At 57.9% G+C, this 2537-nt stretch carries 3 protein-coding genes and 1 pseudogene; 3 read left to right on the top strand and 1 reads right to left on the bottom strand.

Features of this window, described 5'->3' with window-relative positions; genetic code table 11:
- From AWB81_RS41970 to AWB81_RS41960, 3 genes and pseudogenes are all read left to right on the top strand, one after another.
- A pseudogene (locus tag AWB81_RS41970) lies at nucleotides 1–255 on the top strand (hypothetical protein); the annotation flags it as partial.
- Between the two features lie 386 nt (nucleotides 256–641).
- A complete protein-coding gene (locus AWB81_RS41965; RefSeq protein ID WP_062644411.1) occupies nucleotides 642–1331 on the top strand; it encodes a hypothetical protein in 690 nt (229 codons plus the stop codon).
- The gene (locus AWB81_RS41960) at nucleotides 1324–1974 is read left to right on the top strand and encodes an RES family NAD+ phosphorylase (RefSeq protein ID WP_087135596.1); all 651 of its coding nucleotides are present in this window, start codon (nucleotides 1324–1326) and stop codon (nucleotides 1972–1974) included. The genes AWB81_RS41965 and AWB81_RS41960 overlap by 8 nt, the downstream gene beginning before the upstream one ends.
- Before the next feature lie 315 nt (nucleotides 1975–2289).
- Here the strand turns inward: AWB81_RS41960 and AWB81_RS46240 are convergent.
- Nucleotides 2290–2537 (bottom strand): hypothetical protein (locus AWB81_RS46240; protein WP_159939031.1); only part of this gene is annotated, 248 nt, incomplete at its 5' end.

The following is a 2537-nucleotide window of genomic DNA, read 5'->3' as shown; positions in this document are numbered from 1 at the left end:
GGCGAAATCGAGGACTATGTTTGGTTTCCGGCCTGGCTACTGGTCGTCAAGCCAGCGCTCGCGAGCCGGCTGGGCGAGGCGCGCGTGCAGCGAGAGCTGCACGCGTCGCGTGCCACTGCCTTGCTCGGGGAGATTTTGCGTCGCGAACATGAAGGCGACCAGCATGAATTGGTGAGCTTACGCGAAGAACTCAGTCGGCTGCATACTGGCCTGTTTGACGCATACATGGCAACACGGAAAGTGCAGCATCGCTGACCGGGTCCGTTCACGTCACCGGCTTTACTACCGAGCTGGTGAATTGCCAAGCTGAGGGCTGCTGTCTCGGCCAGCTGTTCCTTTGCTGACACGGAAGGACTCGGCGCGACCGGTCCGTCGTAAAACGATCTTGGCTGTGCGCCAAATACTGAGGCGGGGCAGGATGGCAGAGCCGTCTCAATCTGAAATCCACCCAGACACGAGTGCGTCGAACTATCTGGCCCGTTGCCAGACGTCTACCGCGTCCAATATGGGGACGGAATCGAATTAGTTTCACAGGAAACGCTTTTTTTGGCAACACATCATCGGTGCGTCAGAAACGACTTGAAATGTGAGAATTGTGATATACATTGTAAATATCACAATCCTAATCGGTTGAGGGCAACATGGCCAAGGCGCAATCGGCGGGTCCGAAGGGTGCGGCCGCCGCGCACATTTCGTTTGTATCGCCGGCGGGAACTACCACCCAAGCGGTCAGCAGCGATATCGGTCGCTATGTGACGGCGCTGGACGCCACGCGAGCGGCCGCGACAATGCTAATCGACAAGATCGAGACCGCGGATTTCACGCCGGCTGCGAAAGTCGAGATGACACGCCAGGTCCGCCTTAGCGTCAGTGAGCAGGAAGGGCTTGTGTTGCAGGGACTTGTCGACGCATCTCCGGTCACGCTGCTGACTGAATCACGGGCAGAATTGGAGGCGAAGGCGGTAAAAGCTGTCCTCAACGGGACGACGTGGATGACTGCGCAGAAGGTCGGTGAACGGCAAAATCCTGACGCGACGAATCAGCACGCGGTAACAAGTCGGTGGAAGAGAGAGGGCAAGATTTTTTCGATTGAACGCGCAGGCCAGACGCTTTATCCCAAGTATGTCTTCGACGAGCTAGGCAACCCGATCCCTGAGGTCGCGGAGATCCTGAAGATTTTCAAGGGCTACCGGCCGTTTCGAATCGCTTCGTGGTTCGAGTCGACGAACAGTATGCTCCGCGGCAAGCGTCCGCGTGAGGTTCTCGCAACCAACCCGCAAGCGGTGATCGAAGCGGCGAGGGACCACGTTGTCGGGCCAGTGCATGGTTAGTTCGGTGTTTCCGCCGCCTGCGTCTCCACTCACGCTCAGCAAGGTCTCGTCGGGTACGTGGTTCCGTGTTCATCCGCTCGACTCGGCGACAGGCAACTACGCGCCGGACGCCTTCAACGATTCTGGGCTTGGCAACGCTCGTTTCAGTCCATTGCGTCGACCGGACAACGGGACAGTCATCCCGACAATTTATGCCGCCGCATCCGAGCGAGGAGCGATCATGGAAGTGGTTCTGCATGACGTGCCAACGCCGTCTGCCGGCTATCAGCACGATCTGCAGAGGGACCTCGCTTCATCTCTCCATATGAGCCAAATCGGAATGGCCGACCTGCGACTGGCGAATCTGACCGCGACGGGGTTGCGTGGCCCGGGCTTGGCCCCATCGGATCTGTTTGATGGCGACAAGACCGACTATTTGCGCACACGTGAATGGGCGTTATGGATATGGCAAAACCTGCCCGATGCACAAGGTCTGATGTGGATGTCAAAGCAGGACAACCAGTCCATGGCTGTGATGCTGTTTGGCGACCGGATGTCAACGCCAATCGTCGATTTGAAGCGGTCCCGTCACCTCGAGCATTTTGAGCATCTGATCGTCGAGTTGCTGGCCGAAATGGGCGCAACAGTGACGCCGACACTTTAGAATGCAGCGGCTGCGAGTCATGTGTTAGCCATCTACCTGTGATGACCAGAGAAATGTCGCACTGCGGGCTAAATACGAGGGCTCGCTTTCCCGCGAGCAGGCGACCATGACCATCCGCGAATGGCACGCTCTTTCCAGCGTTCGTTTGAATGCCGGGTAAACCGTCCGTTCAGAGACTGCGGCTCATGCGGGACGGCCGTTGCGGTTCTTCCGATGCAGGCAGAGATGGCGTCGGCCGGCGGCGAAACCGCGGGACGTTCGCCATTGAACGTGCGACTGCCGGGTTGACTACGTATCCGCGTTGACTTGTCTGATTCAGTCGAGATTGTCGCGCGCCGCTTGCTCAAACCGAGCAGGTTGTGCACGCTTTGAAGACTTCGACGCTCCCTCCGCTTTTCCGAATTGGCGCAGGCTTGACTTTGCATGAGCGCACATATGCTTGATGGACTGAACCAGCGAGTCCTTCATGATGGCGATTGTCAGAAACTCGAGAGTGCCGAGTTCTTGCGCCTTTCTCACGGTCTCATCTTGGCGTTCGTGAGCGCCGATCCAGTTCTCGGTAA

It is taken from the genome of Caballeronia arationis (assembly GCF_001544975.2).
GTDB classification, from domain to species: domain Bacteria; phylum Pseudomonadota; class Gammaproteobacteria; order Burkholderiales; family Burkholderiaceae; genus Caballeronia; species Caballeronia arationis.
The sequence above is the reverse complement of the archived record's forward strand: the minus strand, read 5'-3'. Positions and strand labels throughout refer to the sequence as shown.